Raw genomic sequence first — 22,708 nt, 5'->3', positions numbered from 1 at the left:
CCATGGCGAAGATGAAATCCGCTGGTCAGCGGGCTGGGGTGCGGTCGGCGGCGATTTACGCGCGTATCTCGGCTGATGTGGAGGGCACCGGGTTGGGGGTGGCGCGGCAGTTGGAGGATTGCCGCAAGCTGTCTGCTGACCGCGGTTGGCCGGTTGGCGATGAGTATGTCGATAACGATGTGTCGGCGTTCTCGGGCAAGCCGCGTCGGCAGTATGCGCGGATGCTGGCCGATCTGGCATCAGGGGCGCGGGATGCGGTGATCGTCTACAACTTGGACCGGTTGCATCGCCGACCGGTGGAGTTGGAAGAGTTTGTCGCTTTGTGTGAGTCGGTGGGTGTGCGAGACGTGGCTACCGTGACCGCCGATATTGACCTGGGTAACGATGACGGGTTGTTCATGGCCCGGATTTTCGCCGCGTTCGCCGCCAAGGAGTCCGGGCGCAAGTCCGCACGTATTCGCCGCAAGATGTTGCAGAACGCCGAACAGGGACTACCGCACGGCTCGGTGCGCCCGTTCGGCTACGAGGACGACAAGATCACGCTGCGGACGTCGGAGGCGGCGGTGGTGCGTGAGATGGTGGACCGCTACTTGGCGGGCCAGTCGTTGTTGTCGTTGACGGTGTGGCTCAACGACTCCGGCGTTTCCCCGGCGGTGGCCAAGTCGTGGCAGACCTCGGCGGTGCGCCAGATCCTGTGCTCGGGCCGTATCGCCGGGCTGCGGGAGCATCGTGGTGAGGTGATCGGGCCTGCGAAATGGCCGGCGATCATTACGCCGGCGGAGCGGGACCGGATCTTGGCGCGTATCGCGGCGCGGTCGGTGACCAAGACGCGGGCGGCGCGCACATATGTGTTGTCAGGGATGCTGCGGTGTGGGCGTTGCGGTAATCGGCTGTATTCGCAAGCCCGGCACAGTAATCCCGATCATCGGGTGCGCCGCTATGTTTGTCTGAAAGGACCCGATCATGGCGGCTGTGGTCGGCTGACGGTGGTCGCCGAACCGGTTGAGGCTTTGTTGACTGATGCGGTGTTGACCCGCCTGGATTCTCGGGATCTGGCGAAGGTGTTGGCCGGCAAAGCCAGCCCTAATCATGATGTGGCGGCGTTGGCGGCGGCCGTGGAGGCCGATCAAACGCGCCTCGATGAGCTGGCCGGGTTGTATGCCGACGGCGCGATCAGCGCGCGGGAGTGGATCGCGGCCCGCGACCCGATCACCAGCCGCATCCAGCAGGCCAGGCGTGACATCGCTGAGGCCACCGATACCAGTGAGGTTTATGAGTTGGCGGGCACCGGCGGGGCGTTGCGCGGCCAATGGCCCGACCTCGACGTGGAACGCCAGCGGAGCATCGTCAAATCGATCCTGGATCACGCGGTGATCGCACCGGGCACCCCCGGTTCCCGCAGTCTCGACATTAACCGCGTGCAACCCCATTGGCGCATCTAGGTTTTCGGCGTCGCGGATGCTCCCTGGCGAGTGCCGAGTGTGTGTCTGGGCTGGTGGGCCGTCAAGGCCAAAGCCGCACGCGGTCGAAGCCAGCTTCGAGCCTGGACGGCCCACCAGCCCAGACACCAGGAATGCTCTTATCGCCGGGAAGGGTTGTGTTGAAATAACTTTCGTCGTCTATCCGGTTGGCCGGTGACGGTACGGTGCCTTTGCGTGCTCAGCGCAGGAGGGTTGCGATGGCAGCCAGGGTGGTGGGGTCGGTGACGGTGACGGATAGGGCTTGGCGTTCACATGAGGCGGTCAGCCAGGCTATGAACTCCGGGCGCTCGTGCAGCGGGACCGCGCCGGCATCGTGGTTGTTGGCGGCGCCGCCCGCGGGCGTCGTGGCCATCACCCTGCCCCGCGTGGTGGCGGCGAGATGCGGGTGGAGACAGTCCGGGATTCGGTGATACCGGTGATGCGGGCGCTGATGTGGCGCAGGGCTGCGGAGATGACCAGGACGCGGTCACCGGCGCTGGCGTGTCCGGCGCGGTCGAACTCCCACAGCATCTCATCGGTGTCGATCGGTTGCTGCTGCCTGCCTGTGCTCGCCGTCACGTCGTCAGCGAAATGGGCGGATTGCGTATCGTCCTGTCGCCCTGAATGTTTGGCTATCTGGTTACGGGTCCAGGTGGCGCGGGCGGCGCGCAGGGCACCCATGGTGGTCGAATAGCGCCGCGATTTGGTAGTGATGTGGCCGCGGTAGCCCAGGGTGTGCAGCCAGCGCCCAATCCCCGCCAACGACGGACCCGCGGACGCTGGGTGTTCGGCGAGTCCGGCGATGGTGGACAGGATGGCCCGCACATGTTCAGTAACGTCGAGTTCGCCGATCGCTTCTGCGGACAGCCGGCGCGCGGTGATGCCGAAGTCGTGCAGGGATTTGGTGACGTATTTCGCCAGATATGCCGCAACCCTGCGCGGCGACAACCGCGAGGCCGAAGCGACTGCGGTGTCGTCGACTTCGGAATCGCTTGCGGTTATTGGTTCGGGTGTCAATGGTTGGGTATCAATTTGGGTGCCGAACCGCACCGTGCGCACCCCGCCCGGGTTGGGGTAATCGTCGTCGCCGGCGGGCACGTCGATACTGACGCGACTGGCAGCGTGTTGGATCAAGGCGGCCAGCTCGGCGGCGGTGATCGGTGACGACCAGCCGGGATGCTGCTCGGCTACCGGACGAGACACCCCACCACCCCGCGGGGCGGCGGGGCCGTGACGATCGTGGTCACCTGATTTCGTGGTGTCGTTGGTGGCGGGTGGCGGGTCGAGGCGGATCAGGGCATGGATGTGGGGTATGGCGCGGGCTTGCAATTCAACGACTTTGACGAAGCTGACCCGCACCGAGCCGGGCTTGACGCCAACTGTTTTCAGGTGCGTCGCCACGGCGCGCCGTAGTGCGATGGTGAACCGCCGCCACAGCTCGGGCAGATGCCAGGTGAACAAGATATGTCCCAGATAGTCGTAGCAGTCCGCGCACAATGGTTGGCCCACCAGAGGGTCATCGACACTGTGGATTATGGTGCAGCGCAGGCAGTTTTCGTGCCGGCAGCGGCCCGCCGACCTGTTGGGTATGGCGTGACACGGGGTTCCGGTGGCGTTGTGCACGGCCCCGTAGCTGGGGGCGGTCAAGGTGGTGAACACTTGCGGACGGTTGGCGACCTCGACGGGTATGTCGTGGTGGCCGCCGGCGGCTCCGGCGTGCACGAGTTGCCAGGTGTCGCGGGCGTAGAGGTCTGAGCATGACGGGCACACCGCGTGACGGCGGTTGTTGCAGCGCGTCCACACCGTGTGCTGACGCCCGGCGGTGTCGGCACCGAGCAGCTGGATCGGGTGGGCGCAGTAACCGACCGATTCCACTCGCCGCCACCACGACCCGAAACCGGGTGAGGAGGCGCGCCGGCACATCTGGGTGACCACCGCATCGGCATCGATGGTGGCCGGCAGGCCCGGCAGCGCGATCACCGGGCTCTGCGTCGTTACGGTCTTCACCGATTTCCCTGTTCGCCTGAACGCGGTGCCCGAAAGGTGCGGGCCAACAAGGTGATATCGCGATCGGTGACGTGAAAGGCCCGGACCCGTATCGGGTCGGCGGTGCCATCGATCATCACGTACCCGATGCCGGGGGTGGTATCAGCGATCAGGTCGCATTCGGCGCCGGCATCGCGGGCTCCTTGGCCCAAGACCATGGCGGTTTGGGTAGCCTCGGTCATCCGCAGCCCGATCCGCACGGTGAACAACTGCCGTACCGGCAGGGTGTCTTTGGCCGGGTCTTGCACCGCGGCTACCACCGATATCCCGACCGCACGCCCCTGGGACAACAGCAGGCCGAGGAGTTGTTCTGTCTCGGCGCGGAGTTTGCGGTCGGTGACATAGGTGGTCAGCGCGGCGATCTCATCAATGATCAGCACGATCAACGGCTCAGCGAGGGCGGGGGTGTGCAGGCGGGTGTGCCCGCGCAGCCGGGTGGCGCGGGTCTGCATCAGCTTCACCAGCTCGCGCAGCAGTTCCACGGTGGGCTGACCGGTGTGGTAGCAGAACCGGGCGAACAGCGGCGCGCCGGCACTGAGTTCCATGCCGCCTTTGGGGTCGATCACCCACAACCGCACCCGCCCCGTTTTAACGTGGGGTGCCAGCCCGGCGATCAGCGACCACAACACCGAGCCTTTGCCGGCTCCGGTGGCACCGGCGGCCAGGATGTGCTGGCCCAATACCGGTAGGTGCCACCAGCGCCGTGATTCGGTGACCCCGACCCGCACCGCGCCCAGATCGACCGCCGAACCCGGGGTTGGCATGGGCACCGCGATCGGCTGGCCGAGCACATCCCCGCGGCCGATGATGATCCGCAGCTGGCCCGGCGTGGTGGCGCGGATCGTCAACCGCTCCGCGTCCCAGGTCGCCGCCAGTGCGAGGGCGCGTTTCTGCCAGTCGGCAATCGACTGGCCGGTCACCACCTTGACGATCAGCACGTCGGCGTGATGGCCGATCCGCACCGATTGCAGGGCAGGCACCAACGTGCGTTCACCCAGTTTGGCGGTCAGGCCGTGCAGGGCGCAGACCGATTCCCAGTTGCGGTGATAACGCCACCACGCCCAGAAACGCTGCCGCAGCGGAGCGCTGACCCACCGGGTGAATGAGGCCGGCTGGCACACCCACCAGCCGAGGTATGCCGCGGCCTCCACAACGGCGGTCAAAACGCCGGCTCGGGCGCCGTGACTGAAACCGACCCAGATGGCGACGACGGTGGGAATGCTCAGGGAGGGAAACAGGATTGCCCACCACAGCAGATACCCGGCGGCTTTGAGTAGTCCGACGATCAGCTCGCCGATCCAGTCATCATCGGGTGATGGATTGTTGTTGTGGTTCTTACGGTTTGGACTATTCGACATGACGGTCTGCCTTCACTTACGACGGGGAAACAAGGGGCGGGAGCGTCGGCCCGGCAGCCCATAGGCGCACGCTGTCGCGGGGCTGCCGGGCCGGCCTGCGGTTACCGGGCCTGCTGGCCCGTCTTGACGGTGGCGAGGTCGGTGGCGGTGATGGCTTCGGCGCGGTACGCGATGCCCGAGCGGCCGTCTTGCGACCACGGCAACGCCACCAGACCCGTCACAGACACCGGCTGGCCGACAACGACTTTCGGTTCCCCGACCACGGTGACCGCCAGCACTTCACCGCCGGTGGCGTCCAGGGCGATCAGCTGCACCTGCCACAACGCCTGCCCGGTGGCCTTGTCCACGCGCGGTGCACCGGTGTCGAAATTCGTGCGCTGCTCGGGAATCCGAGTACAGAGGAACGTCACCCCGGTGGTGTCGATACGTAACTTCATGGATTGCTGTCCTTCCTTGCGGTGTTGGCGCGGTCTGTTCGGCCGCGACTCAAGGACAGCGCCATCCCGGATGCGCCCGGAAGTGACAGGCAGTGATACTGGTGATGACCGCACACGCGCACACGTAGCTGACCTGCGCTGATGTATGCGGCATGATCGAAGCCATGGCCGCAGTCGACCCGATCCGGGCACTCAATGCGCAGCGGCTCAGCCAAGCCCGCAAACGCTACGGCTACAGCTTGCGTGAGTTGGCGATCGAGGTCGAAAACGTGCGCAAGCTACGCGGCGATCCCGACCTGCCCGCGCGGGAATCCCTGCGGCAAAAAATCGCCCAGATCGAGCGGACCGGAATGCTCGGCCCGCTGTGGCGTGAAGACCTGGCCGCGGTGTTCGGCGTCGAACCCGACGAAATGTTCAGCGTGCCGATCGCCACCGAGCTGCCGCACCCGCTGCTGATACAACTACCCGTCGACCGTGACGTACTCGCCGTCATCGAGGCCCAGCAACATGCCCACATCCAAGCTGAGCACACCTTCGGCCCCCAACACGCCCGCCCCCTGGTGGAATCCGATCTGGTCACCATCGAATCCCTGATTGCCCACGCACCCTCGCAGGTCAAGGCAGAGATGCGGCGCGCCGCTGGGGCTATCGCCGAAGTTGCCGGGTGGATCGCCCAAGACCTCGGAGATCACGCCGCCGCGGAGAAGCTCACCCACACCGCAGCCCTGCACCTACGTACGGCCGGCCCGGCATTCAACGCCATGATCTTGATGCGCCAATCCAACATTCTCACCCGCACCAACCCCGACCTGGCCACCGCCTTGGCCACCGATGCCGCCGACCTCATCGACGGCCACGACGTGGGTCGCCTGGCCGCCAGCATCGCCCGCCAACAGGCCCTTGCCGAGCTGGCCAATCACAATGAGCGGGGATTTCATCGCCACGCCGCCGCAGCCCTCGAACTCGGTGACCTGCAACCCCACCCGCATGATCATGCGATCTATGCCCACGGCGCCTACGTCGCCAGCGAGATCGCCTCGGGCTACCTGCGCATCGGTGACCCGGATAAAGCCCTAACCCTGCTCGCCGGGCACCATCACGCCTGGACATCACAGCAGCACCGCGATCAGACCGTGGCCGATATGCGACTCCTGCACGCCTACATCGCCACCGGCGAATACCAGCAAGCACTGGCACTGACCGCCACAGCGATCCCGGGCTACCTGGCCGCGCCCTCGCAGCGAGCCAGGATTCATCTGGCCAGGGCAGGCACAATCGTGCGAGACCGTCGACGGCGAAACAAAGACCCGATCCTGCAACAGCTTGCCGGCCGCATCAAAAACGCCACCCAAGGAGTCACCCCGTGAGCCGTCGAATCATCCCCGACACCACCACCACCGACCCTGCGGCCACCCACACGGTCGCGGTGCTGCCGGTCGGCTCATTCGAACAACACGGCCCCTACCTTCCGCTGGGCACCGACACCCTCATCGCCACTGCCATCGCATCCGTAATCAGTCAGCACCACAACGTATTTCAGCTACCACCGGTCGCGTTCAGCTGCTCCCACGAACACGCCGCCTACCCCGGCACCATCAGCATCAGCGCCACCACCTTGGCCGCGATCGTCGCTGACATCATCGAATCGCTGGCACGCCAGAACATCGCCGGGCTGATCGTCGTCAACGGCCACGGCGGCAACGCGGTACTCACCAACGTCGTCCAACAAGCCAACCACCCCAAGAACCCCGTCAAGGTTGGGCTCTACCCCAGCCGCGAAGACTGGACCGAAGCCCGCGCCGCCGCAGGAATCCACAGCAGCAACCACGACGACATGCACGCCGGCGAACTGGAAACCTCCATCCTGCTCGCCACCGCACCCGACTACCTGCGCGACGGCTGGCAGACCAGCGACCACACCGCCAACGACCGCCGCTACCTCACCAGCCTCGGCATCCACGCCTACGCACCCACCGGCGTCATCGGCTCACCATCCCAGGCCACCGCCGCCAAGGGCAGCAGTGCCCTCGACCACCTCGGCCGCAACGCCGACACCCTGATCGAACTCCTCACCACACGTTGAGCACAAGCGACAGCTCGGCGGCTACCTTCCGGGCTTCGCTGCGCTCCCTTCGCTTCCGTCCGCTGGCGCTCCCGTCCGCGCCGGTCGCTCCACTGCGCCCTGCGTCCGCCGCCGAGCACCAGACCAGCGCCCACCACTCAGTGAGAACACCGGCCGTGTTCGCGCCTGCCACCGCCAGGCCAACGGCGTTTGCGCCTCTCGCGCGGCGACCAGAGCCTGGCCAGACCGCCGGCCACCGTGGGACACATGCCCTGACCTCGCACGTGAGGACTTTCTTTACTGCTATCAAGACCGACAGCGCCGATGCCGCCGGCGCGGCAGCGATCGTGCTGGCCGGCGAGGACGTCGGCGACCCCAAGACCGCAGACGGACACACTGAGATGTTGCGCGTGCTGCGGGTAGCCCGCATCAGCGCCGTCCGGGCCCGCGCCAAGGCGTTCAACGCCCCTCAAAGACCTCATCGTCACCGCGCCGGCCAACTTGCGTGAACAGCTCGCCGGTTTGCATAAACTCCATCTCATCGCTGCATGTGCCGACCTGGCCACATCCGGAATCGCCCGTACCCCAGCAGAAGCGGTCACCGTCGCGGTGAAATCGCTGGCCCAGCGTTGTCGGCAACTCGACGCCGAGACCAAGGCATTGGACATCCAGATCGAGGCTCTCACCGCCCAGGCGTGCCCACCGTTGCGTCAGGTGTACGGCGTGGGCCCCGACACCGCCGCTACCCTGCTCGTCGCCCTCGGCGACAACCCGGAACGCATCGGTTCCGACGCCGCGTTCGCCAAACTCTGCGGTGTCTCGCCCATCGAAGCATCCAGCGGCAAAACCGTGCGGCACCGACTTAATCGCGGCGGAAACAGAGACGCCAACCGCGCCCTGCACATCATCTGCGTTGTTCGACTCCGCCGCCACCAATCCACCCGCGACTATCTCGCCCGCCGCATCAGCGAAGGCAGGACCAAACCCGAAATCATGTGCTGCATAAAGAGATACATCGCCCGCGAGATCTACCACGCCGTGCTGCCCACCCGCCAAGAAATCCCCACTCAAACCATTGCCACAACGTAGGAGCATTTGCTATCAACCGGACACTTGCACCACGCCACTGGGTTTGGCCCCGCAAATACCCGTCCGCTGGCTATACTGCGAATCGTTCGTATTCACGCGGAAGGGAGTGCGTCGTATGTCCGCATCGAAGGGAGGCGCCGAGGTTTCGCGGGCGCATCTGGCTGAGCATGAGAAAATGGCGCAGGCGCACTTGCGAGAGCATCGGGAGTTGGCGGACGGCCACCTCGCTGACCTTCGAGCCCTCGCGGATCGGCATCTGGCTGAGCATCGCGCATTCTCTGAACGGAGCGACTTATCCAGTAGCGAGTACGAGTCGTTAGCGGCGCGGCACAGGGACGAGCATCGTAAGCTCACCGAGCGACTGCTGCAAGAGCACCACAGTTTGGCTGATCGACACCTGGCCGAACTGGACGCACTTTGGACACGTCACTCGCACGAACATGCAGATTGAACGGCCCGGTCGAGGTAGATCGGATCTCATCGGCTGCCAACGTCAGTGGTACCCGGGTCCGCTCGTCTGTACCTGACGTGCATTGGTGATGCATTTGAGAAGAGAGAAACTTAGATGTCACCCCAGCACACACACCCTGGAATCGTGGTCGGTGTCGATGGTTCAACATCGTCGATGGTGGCGGTTGAATGGGCCGCGCGCGACGCTGAGATGCGCAATGTCACGCTGAAGGTAGTGCACATCGTGGGACCCGTGGTCGTGGCTAGCGATGGGTGGTCAGATATCCCGGCGCCTGGCGACTATGCGCAGTGGCGCGAAGACCAGGCGCGCCAAGTCGTCGAGCAGGCTTACCAGCTCGCTCTCGCGGCTGGTGTGCCCAGCCGCGCACCGCGGGTCACGACCGAGGTGATACTGCAAGCCCCGATCGTCCCCACCATGGTGGAGCTGTCCAAGCAGGCCGAGATGGTGGTGGTGGGGTGCCGTGGCCAGAGCGCGGTAGCTAGCGCCCTGCTGGGATCGGTCAGCTCCGGGGTGGTGCATCGCGCGCATTGCCCGGTCACGGTCGTCCACGATGAGGACCCGCTCATGGCGCGCTCGCCGCAGGCGCCTGTGGTGGTGGGCGTCGACGGCTCGCCGACCTCGCAGTTGGCCACGGAGATCGCCTTCGATGAGGCGGACCGGCGCGGCGTGGGATTGATCGCGCTGCATGCCTGGAGTGATATGGGTCCAGTCGACTTTGCGAGCATGAACTGGGCGCCTATCGAATGGCGAAATATCCAAGATCAGGAGGAAGAAGTCCTCGCCGAGCGGCTGTGCGGATATCAGGACCGGTATCCCGATGTGGCTGTGCACAAGATTGTGGTGAGTGACCGACCAGCCCCGCGACTGCTCGAACAGGCCCAGACAGCCCAATTGGTGGTGGTGGGTAGTCATGGCCGCGGTGGGTTTCCCGGCATGTTGCTGGGCTCGGTCAGCCGGGCAGTGGTGAACTCGGCGCGCATTCCGGTCATCGTCGCCCGCATGCCCCGGCGCGATTGAGGTGATACTGGTATTAGCAGAACATGGAAGTCTCGACCCGATGCTGCGCAAGTAGATTCAAGGAGGTTGTCAGATCGGCATCGCGCACGCCGAGGCGGCAACCTGGCATCTGCACCACATATTGTTCCCACAATTCGTGTCTAGATGTGCGTGCCGGCTTAGCGCTGGACCGTTCAAGTGGAACAAGCGGCTTCGTCCGTAGTTCACGCCGACCTCATCGATTTCGCTAAGGCTAATCAAGTAGCGCGCTGATTTCGTGACCTCACAGATCGACTGCACGCCCACGCGCGAGGCGATCAGCGTCGAAGATCGTTCGGGATACGTTTGGGTTCAACGAGATTCGAGAATCCGGATGTTTGGGGTCAACGTTGTCCCTTATTCGTGTGGTGCCACGCTACGGCTGGGCCGTGGCGGGAGGCGGTGGTTACCGCGATCAGCAGTAGCAGCGGGATCAGCGCGGGTATCAGCACGTCGGTGAGTGTGAGCTGCCCCAGGTTTCGCCCGCCGGTCAGGATCGCACTGATGACGGTCATGGTGGCGAAGCCAGCCAGCGCGACGCCTAGGAGCACTGCCGTGCGCACGGTCGTCGGCTCACTTTGGTGACGGTGTTGGCTGCGCGGCGGTTGGGTGCCCGGGGCGTCGGGGTTCGTCAGCGAACTCACGTCACGGTACATAAACCGGGCCGTCACCAGCATCGCGGCCACCGTCGCGGCGGTGAACAGCCATCCGCTCAACGCCAGTTGGATGCCGCCGCTGAGCATGTGGCCGCTGGTGCACCCGCCGGCCATCCGGGCGCCGAAGAGCACCAGAAAAGACCCGCCGAAGCATCCGATCGCGCGTCTGACCGTGCTGGGGCCGAACCGGTTGCGCCACGTCGGCGGAACGACCGGGTGAAAGGCGGTGAAGCGCCGGCTGATGAACAGCGCGCAGACGAACCCACCGAAAAACACCCCGACGTCGGTGAACGGCTCCCAGCCGATACTCGCGAAAACCTCTGTGCTGTAGGTGAACTGCGGCAACAGCAGGTGCCCGACCAACCAGGAGTACGTGGTGGACTGGCCGAAGATCTGGTGCAGGAAGATCGCCAGGACCGTGACAGTCGCGACGGCCAACCCGACGGCACTGATGGTGCGCGCGTAGAAGTTGGCGGCGGGTACCTCGCGCGAGGTCAGGCGCTGATACCAGGTGGGGGTGCGTGAGCGCGTCGGATCGACGGCCCCTTCGGCGAGGTATGCCGCGGTGTCGCGCATGAGTACCAGGTCGTGTTCGTCGAGGGGACAGCTCGCCAGGTGCCGAAAACAACTGTGTCTGCCGCCCTGATACCGGGGCAGGAAGTACAGCAGGGTCAGGGCCGCCGCCGCATAGCCGACCGCGACGACGAACGTCGCTAGCCGCGGGATGTGGGCGATGTGCCCGGTGACCACCAGATCCCCGAAGTTCGCTGCGCTGACTAGCCAGTGCCCGGTCGGCGTCTCGTAGAGGACCGTCCAGGCCGCCGCCCCCAGCAGACCGCCGGGAATCGCATAGAGGACGTCGCGGCGGCCTTCGCCGAGGGCGATCCATTCGCTGCCGGGGAAGTAGCCGCTGATGGCCACGCCCACACCGAACAACAGTCCCCCCAACGTCACCCCGTAGACATAGAGCGGCTTGGGCGAAAAATGCATCGCGAACCCCAGGGCGTAGAGCCCGTAGAGCATCACCGCGCCGATCGCGGTGACGAACGCAAAGCAGCCGATGAGCAGGCGGTCCACCAGCCTGGCCGTTCGAATGACGGTTTCGGGATTGCCGATTCCCCACAGCGCGGCGGGAACGCCGAACGCGGCGCCGATCAACAACCCCACCCACAGCGGAGCGGTCACTTCCACCATGGTGATCCATTGTGGCCCAGCCGGCGGCGCGCAAACGCCCGGCCCGGCGGCGATGAAAAATGCGGGGCCGGCGCGGGCTAAAATCTTGCGATGACTCAGCACCGAGGTGTCGATCCCGTCGAACAGGGAATGCTCGGGATGCCCAGACCGCAGGGATGGACGATCGAGCGGATCGTGGCGCTCATGGCGGGAAGCCTGATCCTTGTCACCCTGGGTTTGGGGCATACGCGCTCCCCCCGGTGGCGGATCGTGACCGGCCTTGTCGGGATCAGCCTGCTGCTCGACGCGGCCGTGGGGTGGTGCCCGGCGAGTCTGGTGCTGCATCGGCTGGGGGTTCCGACGGCGGGCGAGCGCGCGTCGGGCATCCACGCCTAGAACACGCCGGCGATGATGCTGGGCGCCGCCCGCCTGGCCGCGGCGCTGCCGTTGGGTTTGTTGGTCGGGTTGTCGCTGGGCGCCCTCGGGGGTGGCGGATCGATTCTGGCGGTGCCGGCGCTGGTCTACGGGGCGGGCGAGACGCCGCACACGGCGACGACGACCTCGCTCATCGTGGTCGGGGCATCCGCCCTGGCCGGGATTTTCGGCCACCTGCCGGCGGGGCGGGTGCGTCTCGGGTGGGGCCTGACGTTCGGGCTCGTCGGCATCGGCGGATCGTTTCTGGGCTCGTTGAGCAGTCAAGCGGTACCCGATGATGTGCTGCTGCTGGCCTTCTCCGGCTTGATCCTGGTCGCTGCGTGGCGCATGCATCGCCGCTCCGGTGAGACGCCGTGCCACGCCAAACAACACACGGCCCCGGCGAGCACCCTCGGCCCGGGTCGGGCGCGGCCGTCGCAAACACCCGAGCACACGCGAATCGTCATCCCCACCGCTGTGCGGGTGGTGATCGCCGGAACCGCGGTGGGGTTTCTCACCGGGTTCTTCGGTGTGGGCGGCGGTTTCGTCGTCGTGCCCGCACTGGTGCTCACCCTGGGCTACGAGATGCCGGTCGCCGTCGGCACCTCGCTGCTCGTGATCGCCATGAGCTCGGCCGAAGGGTTGTTCTTTCGCCTGGAGAGCGGCGACGTCGATTGGGCGGTCGCGTTACCTTTCACCGCGGCAGGGATGGTCGGGGTGCTCCTCGGGGACGTGGTCGCCGCCAAGGTGCCGGCTGCACGGCTCACGTTGTGGTTCGTCTGGCTGATGGTGGCGGTCGCTCTCTACACGGCCGGCGAATCGGCGCTGACGTGATGAACGAACGATAACGGATGCTGACGAAGGGAGATTCACATGGATGACATCGAGGTGCTCACAATCGGCGCGGGTGGGGGCGGCTACCCGGCGGCTTTCCGGCTGGCCGCGGCGGGGCGGCGGGTCGTGATGGTCGATCCCAAGGGAGTGATGAGCGGAAATTGCCTGGCCGAGGGCTGCGTGCCGTCCAAAGCCGTGCGCGAAGTCGCCCATCACCTCCTGCAGCACCGGCGCTTTGGGAAAAACGGGTTGCACGGGGAGGTTCTGGTCGACTATGCCGAGGTTGTCGCCCACAAGGACCAGGTGCAAACCCGCCGCTATGCCCAGCACGACGCGGAACTGCGGGCCGCGCCGAATGTCACCCTGGTGACTGGAACCGCGAGCATCGTCGATCCGCACACCGTGGCCGTGGACACCGGCGAGGGTGCGCGCCGGTTCAGTGCACGCAACATCGTCATCGCCAGCGGGTCAGATATTTCCGTTCCGCCCATACCTGGGATCGGGCTCTGCCTCAACAGCCGCGACCTATATGCTCATCACCCGTCCCTTTCGACGCTGCCGGCCTCCATGCTGGTCATCGGCGGCGGTTACGTGGGTTTGGAGACTGCGTCGTTTTTCTCGGCCTTCGGGGTTCAGGTGACCGTGTTCGAACGGGAGGCTCAGCTGTTGCCCGGGATGGATCCCGACATGGTCGGGCTGCTGGCTGGGCTGCTGGACCCGAATATCGACGTCATTCTGCAGGCCGAGGTGCGGCGGGTCGAACGCACACCAGCGGGCGTGCGGGTGGTGTTCTTCGACGGAACCGCTGAGCAGCACAGGACGGCGCAGGTGGCGTTTCAGGCGCTGGGGCGCCACCCGGTGATTCCGGCGGGGTTGCGGGAGATCGGCGTGGCGGTAGGCGCCCATGGCGTGCAGGTCGATCCCACCCTGCAAACCACTCTCCGCCACATCTACGCCTGCGGTGACGTCAACGGGAAAACTCCGCTGTTCCACGCCGCGGTCCGTCAATCCCTGGCCGCCGCGAACAACATCATGGCCGGTGATCACCGTGCCGATGTCGTGGACTTCCTGTCGACTCCTACGACGGTGTTCACCCTTCCGGCCGCCGCCTATGTGGGTCTGACCCGCACATCCGCGGCGGCGCAGGGCGTCTCCATCCAGGAGGGCGCCTATTCGTTCGCCGAGGACAGCCGGGCGCAGATCTTCGGCGAAACCGGCGGCGAGATCCGGCTGTTCTTCCACCCGGATTCGCTGCGACTGCTGGGTGGTTGGGTCGTCGGCATCGATGCGGGCAACCTCATCGGCCAGATCGGGCTCGCTGTGTCTCGTGGCCTGGACGCCGGGGGCCTCGCCGCCTTCGCCGACCAGCACCCGATGAGTGCCGAGGGCATCTCCCGAGCCGCCCGCAGCCTCTTTTAGCTTCAGCGCTTCTCGCGTCGTCCCCGCCCACCATGGCGGCCGTGAGCACCCCCGGGACCGTGGTGCCCACCGCCGCAACCGTCCCCGCAGCCTTCGCCGCCGCGCCGGCGCCACCCTCGGCCGCCGCCCAGCGGCCGACCTGACAACGCGGCTTCGAAGGCCCTCAGGCCTGAGTTAGGACATTTGGCTTAGTACCCCAGATCGGCGATTCCGAGGTCGGCCAGGATTTTTCGTTGTGACGTGGGGATTTCGGGCGGGAAGGTTTGGGCGGCGCCGTTGATGGTGATGGTGGCGCTGCGCAATGGGCGGAGTTGTTTGACGAGGTTGGCGATGGCCAGGCCGGTGCGGGATTGGATGGCGTGGGAGACGGCCAGGGCGGTGAACACCGATGGTCAGGTGTGCTTCGATCGCGTCGCGCAGGCGGTGAAAGATCGGCCGGGCATTCAGGTCGGTCTTGGACATCCGGAACGACTGCTCGACCCGCCACAGGTCGTGGTAGCTGGCGATGACCTCGGTGGCGGGCATGCGCGTGGCGTCGACGTTGGTGACGTAGCCTTTCAGTCCGACCAGACGGCGTGCCCGTTGCAGGGAGGTCTCATCGAGTTCTCGGGCGCCGTTGTGGACTGTGACGAATCGTGGTGTGCGAGCGGCTTTGTCGCCGGCCACAACCGCGCGGGCCTTGGCTTCCTGCAGGTTCAGCGTCTTGGTGTCGCGCACCGCGCGTTTAGTCGAGTAGGCCCACACTGCCCGCCACGACCTTGAGTGTGTCGTCGGGTTCCAGACGGGTTCGGCTTTGATCTTCGGGTCGCTGCTCTTTGCCGCGGCGGTGCGCTGATCGCGCGGAGTGATGGTGTCGATGACTTGGCCGTCGGTGAAAAGATCGCCGTGCCACCGGAAGTGCGACGCTAGATCATTGGGCGCCTTGGTGACCCTCGATCCGACGATGAACCGCAACCCAGCCTCATCGAGATCACGCAGGTTCGAACTCGACAGCATGCCGGCATCGGCGACGACGACCATGTCGGTGATCTCGTGGCGCGCCTGGAACGCCTTCACGATCGGCACGATGGTCAGCGTCTCGGCCTTGTTGCCTTCGAAGCAGCCGATCTTCAGCGGGAATCCGCGCCGGTCGACCAACAGGCCCACCACGATCTGCGGGTCCACTCGGCGCTCCTTGGAATACCCGACCTTACGGAGGTCGTCTTCCTTCTCGGCCTCGAAATACAGGGTGTTGGGTGGGCCCGGGGCGCGGTGGCGGCATTGCTGCTGCTCCGTTTCCCCGGGCCTCCCGCCGAACCCGCCGTGCGCCTTTCAGCGCAACGGGCTCTCCACGACGATGATGCCGGTTAGGCAGCTATGGTCGGGTCGTAGGGACTGGGGATCTTGCTCCCGCGGTACCAATAGCGTTCGATCCGCACTTTCGTGGGGTCGAACAGGACCGCGCTTGGGGTCGTGATGGTTTTCCAACTGCCGTCAGGACGACGCAGCCATCGTTTGACCTTCGACCAGTTCCAGCGATGCTGCTCGCGCTGCCAGGCCACGAACCTTCGCCACGTGAAGTACCGCAGGAAGGAGAACCGCCGCCCAGCCAGCGCGTGGCGGAAGTAATACGTCCAACCGCGCAGTGCCGCGTTGACCTCGGTGATTACTGCCGTGAGAGGCCGAGGAGACCGGCGGGGGATCAACTGACGAAGGGTCTGCTTGATCGACCGGAACGCCTTATCGGCGATAAAGGTCATGCAGTACCACTTGCCGCCACCTCGACGTTGCTTCCACTGGAGATGAAAGCCGAGGAAGTCGATCCCCTGCTCAAGGTGCGTGATACGGGTCTTGGCCTCAGAAAGTTTGAGGCCCAGCCCGCTGAGCACCTCGGTGACTTGCTCTTTCAAGGCGAGTACGTCGTCCCTGCTGCCGTTGGTCATGATGACGAAGTCGTCGGCGTAGCGCACGATCCGCCAGTTGCCCAATCCGTGGCGAACCCGTTGGCGACGAGCCCCTTGCGTGGCCTGGTCACCCCCGGGCTGCCACGGTTCCATGATCGCCTCGTCCAGAGCGGACAATGCGATGTTGGCCAGCAGCGGTGAGATGATCCCACCCTGAGGCGTTCCGGCATCAGTACCGTCTCGGCAGCCGAGCTCATCGAGCACACCGGCCTTGAGAAACGCGCGTACCAGTGCCACGGTCTTCTTGTCCGCGATCCGTGCCCGCACCCGCGCGAGCAGCACCCGGTGGTCGATATGGTCGAAACATCCTTCGATGTCAGCGTCCAACACCCACCGGTACCCGCGCGAAGCGTAGTAATGGATCTCGGCGACCGCGTCATGGGCTCGCCGCTTGGGCCGGAAACCGTAGGAGACCGGCAGAAAGTCGGCCTCGAAGATCGGTTCCAGCACCATCTTCAACGACTGCTGCACCACCCGGTCGGTCACGGTCGGGATACCCAACGGGCGAGACTTTCCACCCGGCTTGGGAATGAACACCCGCCGCACCGGCGCGGGCCGATACGAGCCGTCGTCGATACCCGCAGCGATCCCAGACAGGAACGCCCCGACCTCGCCGCGCTGTTCGATCTGATGCACTGTCACACCATCAATCCCAGCAGTGCGAGCTCCCTTGTTGCGTGCCACCACCGTCCATGCCATCCATAGGTAGTCCGGGTGTGACACCAGGTTGAACAAGTCCCCGAACCGCGTCGTGCGGTCGGTCTTGGCCCACCGGTGATACTTGATCTGCGTCCGCGCTACCCGCTCCGGTGCAGTGTCTGCCCGAGGCCCGGCGCCGGAGTTCACCGACGCATCTTGCGCCATCGCAGTACCTCCTATCCATGTCGCTGCCGCCCTTCCCGATGTGTCCGGCTCTCCCGGACTCGCAGTACTACGGCGGCTCCGCCAGCCCCCGACCTGATCAGTCGACGACGAACCCAGCCCGACATGCCCACGCTGGCTGCGTATTTCATGCAGGCAAGGCCGGAAGCCTTCCCGTGTTCACTTGTGTTCGCTCACCGAAGGAGGCACCCGGCTATCTGCCTGCGGCACCCACCAGCAGCTACTCCGTAGTACTTCGCCGCCGGCCCCGCCCAGGGAAAGTAACTCGTTCCCCGGACGGTCTGGCTGCCCGTCACTCCGACAGCCAGCTGTCCGCGCCCGCCCCATATCCGCAGGGTTGAAGGCGGTTATACGTCAAGACAGGTGATGACACCGGTTCCTCGCGTATACCTCTTCGGCATTGCTCGCCGCACTCACGCCATCCAGCGGTACTGACGCGCCACGGCTTTGTCAGGGCTGCTCCCACCCACCCGGGCGTCTCCCCGGCCAGGCTGCCCCCAGCTACCAAACCCCTGCTACGGCAGGGGCTTTCGATGCAGGTCTCTCACCTCCATTCGAACAACAAGCGCCTCACGGCGCACGGTGACGTCGTAGAGCACCAGGCTCATATCACCTGTGGTGCAGGCTGTTTGGAAGCACGCGGCGGCGATCTGATCACGGTAACTGCCGGCAGAGGCACGGCGCAGGGTCCGTTTGCGCGTCGATAGCGACGCACAGGTGCGACCTAACTCGGCCAGTACCCGATCGACATCGAGCAGGCTGGTTGGCTCTACCACCCGTGCGATCACCAGATCCCGGAACACCTCATCATCGACTGCATCATCGAAACCCAGATCGGCATACACCCCGGTCAGAACCTCATAGAGCAGCCCGCTGCACGACTTCAAGACCTGAGCTCGGGCCACCAGCTGCCGCGGCGCGGGCTCAGCAGCGGCGTCGCCGAACAGCGTCCCGGCAGGCGGGCCCACCATCTCGGCTTTGACGGCCTTGGGGGTGATGCCCAGGTCCAACTCACGCTGGGCATCATCAGCCAACAACCGCCGAGCCTCCTCGATAAGCAGACCCAGCTCGGCGTCATCGCGGGCCGAGCCCACATGCCGGACGATCCGGCGGCGCCCGTCGACCGATTCGGCGATCTGGACCGCAGTGGAGCCCGAGGCCGTGCGCACCCGCCGAATCCACACCACCGAACGAGCCTATCGAGCCGAATTAGTGCCTAGCGGGCGCACTAACCGCAACCATCATCGCAGGTCAACGCATCAGCACCTTGGTCCGAAGCCGAAAGTGACCCAAGTCAGGTCAACGTCGGTACGGGCGGAACCGACATGACTGAGCACCACGACCCGGCCAGCGTCTTTGCGCGCGACCTGCACCGCCACCGCCCCCGACGCGGTGCGCACTTTCCGGACGTACACCACCGCCCGAACCTACCCGTTTAGTACCCCAAACCGCCCAAACCAGCTAACAAAGCCCCAGGTCAACGCCATATACCAAAAGCTACCGGCCGGTAATGTCCTAACTCAGGCGCAGCCTTCGCCGCCGCGCCGGCGCCACCCTCGGCCGCCGCCCAGCGGCCGACCTGACAACGCGGCTTCGAAGGCCCTCAGGTGATTCTCGGAAGCGGCTCGCAGGTTTTCGTACACTCTCAGGATTGCCGGCTGGTCACTGCCGTCCGCGGCCGCCGACAGGTCGGCGATGTCACCGGTTTCGAGTTCGATCCCGACCGCGCATGCTGCTGCCACCGACGTCAGCCCCCGGGCGAGCCACGTGTCGTAGGCGTCCTGCAGTTCGGTCTCGACGTAGACACCGGCGGGCTGTCCTACCGACGGATCGGGAACGCTGTAGCGCTGGAGCAGTCGCCCGATCGCGTCGTAATGGCGCTGCTCGCTGGTGGCGATGTTGTCGAAGATCGGTACACCCCAAGCCTGGTGGAACCTCTGGTACAAGTCGCGCGCCAGTCGTTCCTCCTCGCGCATCAGCACCAGATCGGCCCGCTCGCCGTCAGACAAGGGATCACCGGCCGCCGCATTCGAGCTTTCGTGGACATTCATCGGATCACCCCGTCCGTGTTCGGGCCACCCGGTAGCCGTCGGAATCGGCTGGGCCTGACGAGTACGAATCCCGCTGCGACCACGGCTATTCCGGAAACCGCCGGTCTCATGGCTGGCCTTCTTCCGAAGCCACGGGCGTCAACTGGCTGGGTTTCGGCCATGGCGAGGGCGCAGGCCGCTTGCGCACGCGCTGTGGCCACCAGAACCAGCGCCCGAGAAGCGCTGCGATGGACGGTGTCATGAATGCGCGCACGATCAGCGTGTCGAACAGCAGCCCGAGGCCGATGGTGGTCCCGATCTGGCCCAGAATCCGCAGGTCGCCGAAAACAAAGGACGACATGGTGGCGGCGAACACCAGCCCGGCAGCGGTCACCACCGAGCCGGAGCCGGCCATCGCACGGATAATGCCCGTGTTCAATCCGGCGCCGATCTCCTCTTTAACCCTGGAGATCAGCACCAGATTATAGTCGGATCCCACCGCTAAAAGCACGATGACGGCCAGCGCAAGCACGATCCAATACAATTCGATACCGAAGATATGCTGCCACACCAGCACGGACAGCCCGAATGAAGCGCCCAACGAAAGCACTACTGTGCCCACGATGACGAGCGCTCCGACCAGACTCCGCGTGACGAACATCATGACGAGCAAGATCAGGCTAAGCGCGGCTATTGCTACGATCAGCAGATCGATCTTGGCGCCGTCTTGGATATCCTTGTAGCTCGCGGCGGTACCGCCGAGATAAATTCTTGCACCCGCCAAGGGAGTGGCCTTCAGGGCTTCATGTGCCGCCTTCTTGATCGGGCCGATGTGTGAGATGCCTTCTGGGGTCGCGGGATCGCCTTCATGGGTGATGATCATGCGAGCAGCCCTGCCGTCCGGGGACAGGAACATTTTCAGGCCGCGCTGGAAATCGGGGTTCTGGAAAGCCGTCGGAGGCAGGTAGAAGAAATCGTCGTTCTTGGCGGCGTCAAAGGCTTGTCCCATGGCGGTCGCGTTCTCGGTCAGAGCCGCCGTCAGGTCGTAGATCCCGGACATGGTGGCGTAGTTGGTCAGCGCCAATTCCCGATTGGTCTGCTGGCTTTCGATCTGGTCGGGTATCAGCGCCACCAGTTTCGGCTGGATCGCATCCAGCTTGGCCAGAGTTTCGGCGAGGCTTTGCAGCTGGCCGCTGAGCCGGTCCAGACCGTCGAGCGCGTCAAAGACGGACCTGAACGCAGCGCAACTGGGGATATCGTAGCAATGCCGTTCCCAGTAGAAATAACTGCGGATGGGCCGAAGGAAATCGTCGAAATTCGCGAGCTTATCTCGCAAAGCGCTCAATGTGGCGGCCGTTTCATGAGTACTTTCGGTCTGCTCGTGGGTCACCGCGGCGAGCTCCTGCTGCAGCGCATACTGCTGTTTCAAGATGTCGATCGTTTTCCCCAGCTCGTCGGCCTGCCTGAGCAGGTCGCCCGCGCGGTCTTGCTGATATGTCAGGTTCAAGACCTGGCCGACGCTTTGCATGCTGACCTGAAACGGTATCGAGCTATGGTCGATGGGCGTTCCCAACGGCCTGGTTATGGTCTGCACCCCCGCGATACCGGGGAGGTGCAAGACGGCTCTGGCCACCCTGTCCAGGATGATCATGTCGGCCGTATTACGCATGTCATGATCCGCCTCGATCATCAGCATTTCGGGATTCAGCCGAGCCGGAGAAAAATGCCGCTCGGCGGCCGCGTAGCCGATATTGGCCGGGGCGGTGGCGGGAATATAGGGCCGAACGTCATAACTTGTCTTGTACGACGGTAGGGCGAGCAGCCCGATGAGGGCTAATGCACACGTCGCGGTAAGAATAGGTCCGGGCCAACGCACGATGGACGTGCCGATCCGCCGCCATAGCCGAGTTCTCATCGTGCGTTTGGGCTCAAGGAGACCGAAACGACTGCCCACGGTAAGCACGGCGGGGGCCAAGGTGAGCGCACCCAAAAGCCCAACAAAGATGCCTAGCGCGGAGGGAACTCCGAGGCTGTGAAAATAAGGCAGCCGGGTAAAAACCAGGCTTAACAGCGCGCCGCCGACGGTCAGGCCCGAGCCCAAAACGACGTGGGCGGTCCCGTAATACATGGTGTAGAAGGCCGTTTCCCGATCCTGCCCGGCCAGCCGCGCCTCGTGATAACGGCCGAGCACAAATATCGCATAATCCGTTCCAGCGGCGATGACCAACAACGTGAGCAGATTAGTCGCGTACACCGAAAGTCCGATGATCCCGGAGTTTCCAAGAAACGCGACAATTCCGCGAGCCGAGGCCAACTCGATAAGCACCGTGAGAAGCACCAGGATCATGGTGACCACAGAACGGTACACAAATAGCAACATCGTCGCGATCACCAGCAGAGTTATCAGGGTGACCTTTATGGTTCCTTTGCCGCCCACGTTCAACTGATCCGCCATGAGCGGGGCCGCGCCGGTTACATATACCTTGACGTCCTTCGGTCGCTGCGTGTGTTCAACAACATCGCGAACAGCCATGACGGACTCGTTCGCACGAGCGTCGCCTTGATTGCCGACAAGATACAGTTGAACATAGGCCGCTTTGCCGTCTGCGCTTTGCACGCCCGCCGCTGTCAGCGGATCTCCCCAGAAGTCTTGGACGTGCTCCACATGCTTGGTGTCCTGTGAGAGCCTGTGCACGAGCGTGTCGTAGAACCGGTGGGCGTCATCGCCGAGGGGCTTATCGCCTTCCAGGACGATCATGGCCGCACTGTCGTAGTGATACTCGTGGAACACTCGGCCAATATGTCTCATCGCCTGCATCGATGGCGCATCTGCGGGAGTCAGCGGCACATTCTGTTCCTTTCCGACCTCCTCCAATCGCGGGACCGCAACACTCGTCACGACAGCGATGCCCACCCAGAGCAGCAGAATCGGTACCGAAAGCCGACGGATGGTATGCGCCAAGAAGGGCCGCCGCACGCGATGGTCGCTCATGACGACTTGTCCAGGCAGAAGGTATAGGCGTTCACCTTGGTGACCGTCCTTTCGTCTTTGACCACACCGTTGACGGTGATGCGACAGCCGATGGAATCGCTGTCACCCTGCGCCACCACGTTGGCGAAGACCGCGGGCTGAGTCGTCCTTATCGAGTACGACCACGGCAGCGTCATGTTGAGGGCCTTCTGCGGCTGAGCATTGACATCCAGGTAGTTGATGGTCGCCACGGTCCCGGGCGCGCCAAAGACCTCAAGGACCACTTCCTTAGGATTGAAGGCGACGATCTCATTCGAGATGCCGCTGCCGGCCGAAGCCTGGTTGTGCGAGCCGAAGACACCGTGCAACCGGTAGATGCTGAACCCCGCAACCGCGACGACGACCACGGCGACCAGCAGCATCCACC

Annotated in this window: 19 protein-coding genes and 1 pseudogene; 9 read left to right on the top strand and 11 right to left on the bottom strand. The window is 64.7% G+C overall.

Annotation, left to right across the window (positions count from 1 at the left end; all coding sequences use genetic code 11):
- The first annotated feature begins 2 nt into the window (after positions 1-2).
- Positions 3-1,442: a recombinase family protein gene (locus tag NM962_15685; GenBank protein ID UVO11407.1), complete on the top strand. Its 1,440-nt coding sequence runs from the start codon at positions 3-5 to the stop codon at positions 1,440-1,442.
- 217 nt (positions 1,443-1,659) lie between these two features.
- Here the strand turns inward: NM962_15685 and NM962_15680 are convergent, their stop codons facing one another.
- From NM962_15680 to NM962_15665, 4 genes are all read right to left on the bottom strand, one after another.
- A complete protein-coding gene (locus NM962_15680) occupies positions 1,660-1,833 on the bottom strand; it encodes a hypothetical protein (protein ID UVO11406.1) in 174 nt (57 codons plus the stop codon).
- The gene (locus NM962_15675) at positions 1,833-3,383 is read right to left on the bottom strand and encodes a plasmid replication initiator protein (GenBank protein UVO14761.1); all 1,551 of its coding nucleotides are present in this window, start codon (positions 3,381-3,383) and stop codon (positions 1,833-1,835) included. The genes NM962_15680 and NM962_15675 overlap by 1 nt, the downstream gene beginning before the upstream one ends.
- Positions 3,384-3,463: 80 nt before the next feature.
- On the bottom strand, positions 3,464-4,864 hold the full coding sequence (locus tag NM962_15670) for an FtsK/SpoIIIE domain-containing protein (GenBank protein ID UVO11405.1): 1,401 nt from the start codon (positions 4,862-4,864) through the stop codon (positions 3,464-3,466).
- A gap of 101 nt (positions 4,865-4,965) precedes the next feature.
- Positions 4,966-5,301 carry a hypothetical protein gene (locus NM962_15665; GenBank protein UVO11404.1) on the bottom strand — a complete coding sequence of 112 codons (336 nt, stop codon included), beginning with the start codon at positions 5,299-5,301 and terminating at the stop codon, positions 4,966-4,968.
- A gap of 164 nt (positions 5,302-5,465) precedes the next feature.
- On the opposite strand from NM962_15665, the gene NM962_15660 reads away from it, so the two are divergent.
- The 5 genes from NM962_15660 to NM962_15640 all read left to right on the top strand — a co-directional run bounded on the left by NM962_15660 (position 5,466) and on the right by NM962_15640 (position 9,941).
- Positions 5,466-6,668: a hypothetical protein gene (locus tag NM962_15660; GenBank protein UVO11403.1), complete on the top strand. Its 1,203-nt coding sequence runs from the start codon at positions 5,466-5,468 to the stop codon at positions 6,666-6,668.
- Positions 6,665-7,384 (top strand): creatininase family protein, encoded by a 720-nt coding sequence (locus NM962_15655; GenBank protein UVO11402.1) that lies wholly within the window; start codon positions 6,665-6,667, stop codon positions 7,382-7,384. The genes NM962_15660 and NM962_15655 overlap by 4 nt, the downstream gene beginning before the upstream one ends.
- Positions 7,385-7,647: 263 nt before the next feature.
- Positions 7,648-7,872 carry a hypothetical protein gene (locus NM962_15650; protein ID UVO11401.1) on the top strand — a complete coding sequence of 75 codons (225 nt, stop codon included), beginning with the start codon at positions 7,648-7,650 and terminating at the stop codon, positions 7,870-7,872.
- Positions 7,865-8,452 carry a transposase gene (locus NM962_15645; protein UVO11400.1) on the top strand — a complete coding sequence of 196 codons (588 nt, stop codon included), beginning with the start codon at positions 7,865-7,867 and terminating at the stop codon, positions 8,450-8,452. The genes NM962_15650 and NM962_15645 overlap by 8 nt, the downstream gene beginning before the upstream one ends.
- A gap of 565 nt (positions 8,453-9,017) precedes the next feature.
- Positions 9,018-9,941 carry a universal stress protein gene (locus NM962_15640; protein UVO11399.1) on the top strand — a complete coding sequence of 308 codons (924 nt, stop codon included), beginning with the start codon at positions 9,018-9,020 and terminating at the stop codon, positions 9,939-9,941.
- Positions 9,942-10,303: 362 nt separating this feature from the next.
- Here the strand turns inward: NM962_15640 and NM962_15635 are convergent, their stop codons facing one another.
- Positions 10,304-11,800 (bottom strand): YeeE/YedE family protein, encoded by a 1,497-nt coding sequence (locus NM962_15635; GenBank protein UVO11398.1) that lies wholly within the window; start codon positions 11,798-11,800, stop codon positions 10,304-10,306.
- A gap of 99 nt (positions 11,801-11,899) precedes the next feature.
- Here NM962_15635 and NM962_15630 point away from each other — a divergent pair, with 99 nt between their 5' ends.
- The 3 genes from NM962_15630 to NM962_15620 are packed head-to-tail and all read left to right on the top strand — an operon-like array spanning position 11,900 to position 14,455.
- Positions 11,900-12,184, top strand: a complete 285-nt coding sequence (locus NM962_15630) for a DUF2892 domain-containing protein (protein ID UVO11397.1) — start codon at positions 11,900-11,902, stop codon at positions 12,182-12,184.
- 12 nt (positions 12,185-12,196) lie between these two features.
- Positions 12,197-13,036 (top strand): sulfite exporter TauE/SafE family protein, encoded by an 840-nt coding sequence (locus NM962_15625; GenBank protein ID UVO11396.1) that lies wholly within the window; start codon positions 12,197-12,199, stop codon positions 13,034-13,036.
- Positions 13,037-13,075: 39 nt separating this feature from the next.
- On the top strand, positions 13,076-14,455 hold the full coding sequence (locus tag NM962_15620) for a dihydrolipoyl dehydrogenase (protein UVO11395.1): 1,380 nt from the start codon (positions 13,076-13,078) through the stop codon (positions 14,453-14,455).
- Between the two features lie 188 nt (positions 14,456-14,643).
- On the opposite strand, the pseudogene NM962_15615 reads toward NM962_15620, so the two are convergent.
- From NM962_15615 to NM962_15590, 6 genes and pseudogenes are all read right to left on the bottom strand, one after another.
- Positions 14,644-15,685, bottom strand: a pseudogene (locus NM962_15615) (IS1634 family transposase).
- 116 nt (positions 15,686-15,801) lie between these two features.
- Complete coding sequence (gene ltrA / locus NM962_15610) at positions 15,802-17,262, bottom strand: group II intron reverse transcriptase/maturase (protein UVO11394.1); 1,461 nt, start codon at positions 17,260-17,262, stop codon at positions 15,802-15,804.
- A 533-nt stretch (positions 17,263-17,795) separates the two neighbouring features.
- Positions 17,796-18,467 (bottom strand): hypothetical protein, encoded by a 672-nt coding sequence (locus NM962_15605; GenBank protein UVO11393.1) that lies wholly within the window; start codon positions 18,465-18,467, stop codon positions 17,796-17,798.
- Positions 18,468-18,800: 333 nt separating this feature from the next.
- A complete protein-coding gene (locus NM962_15600) occupies positions 18,801-19,331 on the bottom strand; it encodes a DUF2202 domain-containing protein (protein UVO11392.1) in 531 nt (176 codons plus the stop codon).
- Positions 19,332-19,437: 106 nt separating this feature from the next.
- Positions 19,438-22,302 (bottom strand): MMPL family transporter, encoded by a 2,865-nt coding sequence (locus NM962_15595; protein ID UVO11391.1) that lies wholly within the window; start codon positions 22,300-22,302, stop codon positions 19,438-19,440.
- Positions 22,299-22,703, bottom strand: a complete 405-nt coding sequence (locus NM962_15590) for an MmpS family protein (protein ID UVO11390.1) — start codon at positions 22,701-22,703, stop codon at positions 22,299-22,301. Before NM962_15590 ends, NM962_15595 begins: the two co-directional genes overlap by 4 nt.
- Positions 22,704-22,708 lie beyond the last annotated feature (5 nt).

Origin of the sequence: Mycobacterium sp. SVM_VP21 (genome assembly GCA_024758765.1) — a bacterium.
GTDB lineage: Bacteria > Actinomycetota > Actinomycetes > Mycobacteriales > Mycobacteriaceae > Mycobacterium > Mycobacterium heraklionense_C.
Note: the sequence above shows the minus strand (reverse complement) of the source record. Positions and strands in the feature narration are given on the sequence as shown.

Coding starts and splice junctions, on each gene's coding strand:
- NM962_15685 (UVO11407.1), top strand. CDS start 3: ATGGCGAAGATGAAATCCGCTGGTCAGCGGGCTGGGGTGCGGTCGGCG.
- NM962_15680 (UVO11406.1), bottom strand. CDS start 1,833: ATGGCCACGACGCCCGCGGGCGGCGCCGCCAACAACCACGATGCCGGC.
- NM962_15675 (UVO14761.1), bottom strand. CDS start 3,383: ATGTGCCGGCGCGCCTCCTCACCCGGTTTCGGGTCGTGGTGGCGGCGA.
- NM962_15670 (UVO11405.1), bottom strand. CDS start 4,864: ATGTCGAATAGTCCAAACCGTAAGAACCACAACAACAATCCATCACCC.
- NM962_15665 (UVO11404.1), bottom strand. CDS start 5,301: ATGAAGTTACGTATCGACACCACCGGGGTGACGTTCCTCTGTACTCGG.
- NM962_15660 (UVO11403.1), top strand. CDS start 5,466: ATGGCCGCAGTCGACCCGATCCGGGCACTCAATGCGCAGCGGCTCAGC.
- NM962_15640 (UVO11399.1), top strand. CDS start 9,018: ATGTCACCCCAGCACACACACCCTGGAATCGTGGTCGGTGTCGATGGT.
- NM962_15630 (UVO11397.1), top strand. CDS start 11,900: ATGACTCAGCACCGAGGTGTCGATCCCGTCGAACAGGGAATGCTCGGG.
- NM962_15625 (UVO11396.1), top strand. CDS start 12,197: ATGATGCTGGGCGCCGCCCGCCTGGCCGCGGCGCTGCCGTTGGGTTTG.
- NM962_15620 (UVO11395.1), top strand. CDS start 13,076: ATGGATGACATCGAGGTGCTCACAATCGGCGCGGGTGGGGGCGGCTAC.
- ltrA (UVO11394.1), bottom strand. CDS start 17,262: ATGGCGCAAGATGCGTCGGTGAACTCCGGCGCCGGGCCTCGGGCAGAC.
- NM962_15600 (UVO11392.1), bottom strand. CDS start 19,331: ATGAATGTCCACGAAAGCTCGAATGCGGCGGCCGGTGATCCCTTGTCT.
- NM962_15595 (UVO11391.1), bottom strand. CDS start 22,302: ATGAGCGACCATCGCGTGCGGCGGCCCTTCTTGGCGCATACCATCCGT.
- NM962_15590 (UVO11390.1), bottom strand. CDS start 22,703: ATGCTGCTGGTCGCCGTGGTCGTCGTCGCGGTTGCGGGGTTCAGCATC.